Genomic DNA, 5,462 nt, shown 5'->3' with positions numbered 1-5,462 from the left:
TAGTTTGGTAGAATATAATAGTTGTCGCAAGCGAGGGACTTGTGAGAATGATAGACCATTGAAAACTGAATAAAGTAGAATGACTATATGCGAGAGGGAGACCTCTTGTATAGACCTGTCGATTCAATAATGAAAGACAAACAATAGCCAGTTCATTTGAAGAAGTGGACTTTAAATGAGAGTTTGATCCTGGCTCAGGACGAACGCTGGCGGCGTGCCTAATACATGCAAGTCGAGCGACGAATCGAGGTACTTGTACCAAGATGAAGAGCGGCGAACGGGTGAGTAACGCGTGGGAAATCTGCCGAGTAGCGGGGGACAACGTTTGGAAACGAACGCTAATACCGCATAACAATTGGAATCGCATGATTCTTATTTAAAAGAAGCAAAAGCTTCACTACTTGATGATCCCGCGTTGTATTAGCTAGTTGGTAGTGTAAAGGACTACCAAGGCGATGATACATAGCCGGCCTGAGAGGGTGAACGGCCACACTGGGACTGAGACACGGCCCAGACTCCTACGGGAGGCAGCAGTAGGGAATCTTCGGCAATGGACGAAAGTCTGACCGAGCAACGCCGCGTGAGTGAAGAAGGTTTTCGGATCGTAAAACTCTGTTGTTAGAGAAGAACGTTAAGTAGAGTGGAAAGTTACTTAAGTGACGGTATCTAACCAGAAAGGGACGGCTAACTACGTGCCAGCAGCCGCGGTAATACGTAGGTCCCGAGCGTTGTCCGGATTTATTGGGCGTAAAGCGAGCGCAGGTGGTTTCTTAAGTCTGATGTAAAAGGCAGTGGCTCAACCATTGTGTGCATTGGAAACTGGGGAACTTGAGTGCAGGAGAGGGGAGTGGAATTCCATGTGTAGCGGTGAAATGCGTAGATATATGGAGGAACACCGGAGGCGAAAGCGGCTCTCTGGCCTGTAACTGACACTGAGGCTCGAAAGCGTGGGGAGCAAACAGGATTAGATACCCTGGTAGTCCACGCCGTAAACGATGAGTGCTAGCTGTAGGGAGCTATAAGTTCTCTGTAGCGCAGCTAACGCATTAAGCACTCCGCCTGGGGAGTACGACCGCAAGGTTGAAACTCAAAGGAATTGACGGGGGCCCGCACAAGCGGTGGAGCATGTGGTTTAATTCGAAGCAACGCGAAGAACCTTACCAGGTCTTGACATCCCGATGCAATCCTTAGAGATAAGGAGTTACTTCGGTACATCGGTGACAGGTGGTGCATGGTTGTCGTCAGCTCGTGTCGTGAGATGTTGGGTTAAGTCCCGCAACGAGCGCAACCCTTATTACTAGTTGCCATCATTAAGTTGGGCACTCTAGTGAGACTGCCGGTGATAAACCGGAGGAAGGTGGGGATGACGTCAAATCATCATGCCCCTTATGACCTGGGCTACACACGTGCTACAATGGGTGGTACAACGAGTCGCCAACCCGCGAGGGTGCGCTAATCTCTTAAAACCATTCTCAGTTCGGATTGCAGGCTGCAACTCGCCTGCATGAAGTCGGAATCGCTAGTAATCGCGGATCAGCACGCCGCGGTGAATACGTTCCCGGGCCTTGTACACACCGCCCGTCACACCACGGAAGTTGGGAGTACCCAAAGTAGGTTGCCTAACCGCAAGGAGGGCGCTTCCTAAGGTAAGACCGATGACTGGGGTGAAGTCGTAACAAGGTAGCCGTATCGGAAGGTGCGGCTGGATCACCTCCTTTCTAAGGAATATAAAAAAGATGTGAAACACGTTCCGCCTAGCGGACACTTCTGTACAAATTTAGGAAATTACCGAAGGATGTTTACATCCGAGGCTAATTTATCTAATTTTCTAGGAAGTGAGTGTTGAACTCAGTTAAAAAAGATGTCTTCTACTTTATTCAGTTTTGAGGGGTCTATGAGAACCCATATAGCCAGTCTTTTAATGCAAGCAGTAGAAGATTGCGTTGAGAGGATGGGGCCTTAGCTCAGCTGGGAGAGCGCCTGCTTTGCACGCAGGAGGTCAGCGGTTCGATCCCGCTAGGCTCCATTAAGATACGAACAGCGTTCCGCGTAGCGGATGTATCCGTACAAATTTAGGAAATTACCGCAAGGATGTTTACATCCGAGGATAATTTATCTAATTTGTTAGGATGCAAGCAGTGAGTTCAGTTATCTTATGTCAACGAAGACGTAAAAATAGGACTTGATCATTGAAAACTAAATAACAAAATCTTATAACGATAAATAAACCGAGAAATGTTTAAAAGCATTTCTGTAAAGCTGCGAATTATTTTAAGATAGTTCGAAAAAACTTATACTTGTTTTAATGGCAAAGTTAATAAGGGCGCACGGTGGATGCCTTGGCATTAAGAGCCGACGAAGGACGTGACTAACGACGATATTCTAGGGGGAGCAGTAAGTAAGCATTGATCCCTAGGTCTCCGAATGGGGAAACCCACTATGTAATGCATAGTATCCGTAAGTGAATACATAGCTTACGCGAAGGTAACGCAGAGAACTGAAACATCTAAGTACCTGCAGGAAGAGAAAGTAAACACGATTTCCTAAGTAGCGGCGAGCGAACGGGAAACAGGCCAAACCAAGAAGCTTGCTTTTTGGGGTTGTAGGACTGCGACGTGGACTTAAAGTTTATAGAAGAATTACCTGGGAAGGTAAGCCAAAGAGAGTAACAGCCTCGTATTTGAAATAGACTTTATACCTAGCAGTATCCTGAGTAGGGCTGGACACGTGAAATCCAGTTTGAATCCGGGAGGCCCATCTCCCAAGCCTAAATACTCCTTAATGACCGATAGTGAACCAGTACCGTGAGGGAAAGGTGAAAAGAACCCCGGGAGGGGAGTGAAATAGCACCTGAAACCGTGTGCCTACAAGAAGTTCGAGCCCGTCCATGGGTGAGAGCGTGCCTTTTGTAGAATGAACCGGCGAGTTACGTTATGATGCGAGGTTAAGCTGAAGAAGCGGAGCCGTAGCGAAAGCGAGTCTGAATAGGGCGCTTTAGTATCATGATGTAGACCCGAAACCTAGTGACCTATCCATGAGCAGGTTGAAGGTGCGGTAAAACGCACTGGAGGACCGAACCAGGACACGTTGAAAAGTGTTTGGATGACTTGTGGATAGCGGAGAAATTCCAAACGAACTGGGAGATAGCTGGTTCTCTCCGAAATAGCTTTAGGGCTAGCGTCGCAATTTAAGTGTATTGGAGGTAGAGCACTGTTTGGATGAGGGGCCCATCTCGGGTTACCAATTTCAGATAAACTCCGAATGCTAATACACATGTGCGGCAGTCAGACTGCGAGTGCTAAGATCCGTAGTCGAAAGGGAAACAGCCCAGACCACCAGCTAAGGTCCCCAAATATATGTTAAGTGGAAAAGGATGTGGGGTTGCACAGACAACTAGGATGTTAGCTCAGAAGCAGCTATCATTCAAAGAGTGCGTAATAGCTCACTAGTCGAGTGACCCTGCGCCGAAAATGTACCGGGGCTAAACATATTACCGAAGCTGTGGATCAATAATATATTGATGGTAGGAGAGCGTTGTAATCAGCGATGAAGGTATACCGTGAGGGGTGCTGGAGCGATTACAAGTGAGAATGCCGGTATGAGTAGCGCAAGATAAGTGAGAATCTTATCCACCGTAAGACTAAGGTTTCCAGGGGAAGGCTCGTCCGCCCTGGGTTAGTCGGGACCTAAGGCGAGGCCGAAAGGCGTAGTCGATGGCCAACAGGTTGATATTCCTGTACTAGTATTGTTAGTGATGGAGGGACGCAGTAGGCTAAAGGGAGCCAGTTAATGGATTCTGGTCTAAGCAGTGAGGTGTGGAAAGTGTCAAATGCATTTTCCTTTAACATTGAGCTGTGATGGGGAAGCGACAGCAGTTGCGAAGCCCTTGATGTCACCCTGCCAAGAAAATCTTCTAGCGTTTAAAGCAATACTACCCGTACCGCAAACCGACACAGGTAGTCGAGGCGAGTAGCCTCAGGTGATCGAGAGAACTCTCGTTAAGGAACTCGGCAAAATGACCCCGTAACTTCGGGAGAAGGGGTGCTGTAGAAATACAGCCGCAGTGAAAAGATCCAAGCAACTGTTTATCAAAAACACAGCTCTCTGCTAAACCGCAAGGTGATGTATAGGGGGTGACGCCTGCCCGGTGCTGGAAGGTTAAGAGGAGGGGTTAGCTTAGGCGAAGCTCTGAATTGAAGCCCCAGTAAACGGCGGCCGTAACTATAACGGTCCTAAGGTAGCGAAATTCCTTGTCGGGTAAGTTCCGACCCGCACGAAAGGCGTAATGATTTGGATACTGTCTCAACGAGAGACTCGGTGAAATTTTAGTACCTGTGAAGATGCAGGTTACCCGCGACAGGACGGAAAGACCCCATGGAGCTTTACTGCAGATTGATATTGAGTACCTGTGAAGCATGTACAGGATAGGTAGGAGACAATGAAGTTGGGACGCTAGTTTCAAGTGAGTCGCTGTTGGGATACTACCCTTGCTTCATGGTTGCTCTAACCCGCACGCATAATCGGCGTGGGAGACAGTGTCTGTCGGGCAGTTTGACTGGGGCGGTCGCCTCCTAAAGAGTAACGGAGGCGCCCAAAGGTTCCCTCAACATGGTTGGAAATCATGTGAAGAGTGTAAAGGTATAAGGGAGCTTGACTGCGAGAGCTACAACTCGAGCAGGTAGGAAACTAGGGCTTAGTGATCCGGTGGTACCGCATGGAAGGGCCATCGCTCAACGGATAAAAGCTACCCTGGGGATAACAGGCTTATCTCCCCCAAGAGTTCACATCGACGGGGAGGTTTGGCACCTCGATGTCGGCTCGTCGCATCCTGGGGCTGTAGTCGGTCCCAAGGGTTGGGCTGTTCGCCCATTAAAGCGGCACGCGAGCTGGGTTCAGAACGTCGTGAGACAGTTCGGTCCCTATCCGTCGCGGGCGTAGGAAATTTGAGAGGATCTGCCCTTAGTACGAGAGGACCGGGGTGGACTTACCGCTGGTGTACCAGTTGTTCCGCCAGGAGCACCGCTGGGTAGCTATGTAGGGAAGGGATAAGCGCTGAAAGCATCTAAGTGCGAAGCCCACCTCAAGATGAGATTTCCCATTCTTTATGAATTAAGAGCCCTGAGAGAAGATCAGGTTGATAGGCTGGAAGTGGAAGTTCTGTGAGGGATGGAGCGGACCAGTACTAATAGCTCGAGGACTTTACCAAAATTAAGATGTGAAGAGCGATTCGCGAAGCGAAAACTTTCCTAGGAAGTTAGCTCTGAACTCAGTTACAAGAAGTTCAGCTTTACGTATTTATCAAGAGTTTGTTATTTAGTTTTGAGTGTTCAATACATTCAGACCATGATTTGGTATTGATTGCATAGGAGATACACCTGTTCCCATGTCGAACACAGAAGTTAAGTCCTATTACGCCGGATGTAGTTGGGGAGAACCCCTGCGAGATAGGGTAAATGCCAAGT

General features: G+C 48.5%; 1 tRNA gene and 3 rRNA genes. All 4 read left to right on the top strand.

Features of this window, described 5'->3' with window-relative positions:
* Nucleotides 1-171: 171 nt before the first annotated feature.
* The 4 genes from ACGHCK_RS11285 to rrf all read left to right on the top strand — a co-directional run bounded on the left by ACGHCK_RS11285 (nt 172) and on the right by rrf (nt 5,462).
* Nucleotides 172-1,718: ribosomal RNA gene (locus ACGHCK_RS11285) — 16S ribosomal RNA — on the top strand.
* 235 nt (nt 1,719-1,953) lie between these two features.
* Nucleotides 1,954-2,026 (top strand) — tRNA-Ala (locus tag ACGHCK_RS11280).
* 281 nt (nt 2,027-2,307) lie between these two features.
* A 23S ribosomal RNA gene (locus ACGHCK_RS11275) occupies nt 2,308-5,206 on the top strand.
* A gap of 141 nt (nt 5,207-5,347) precedes the next feature.
* Nucleotides 5,348-5,462 (top strand): 5S ribosomal RNA (gene rrf, locus ACGHCK_RS11270).
* The 16S, 23S and 5S rRNA genes sit together here with 1 tRNA gene alongside, the layout of an rRNA operon.

Origin of the sequence: Lactococcus muris, assembly GCF_042849115.1 — a bacterium.
In the GTDB taxonomy this organism is placed as follows: Bacteria; Bacillota; Bacilli; order Lactobacillales; family Streptococcaceae; genus Lactococcus; species Lactococcus muris.
The sequence above is the reverse complement of the archived record's forward strand: the minus strand, read 5'-3'. Positions and strand labels throughout refer to the sequence as shown.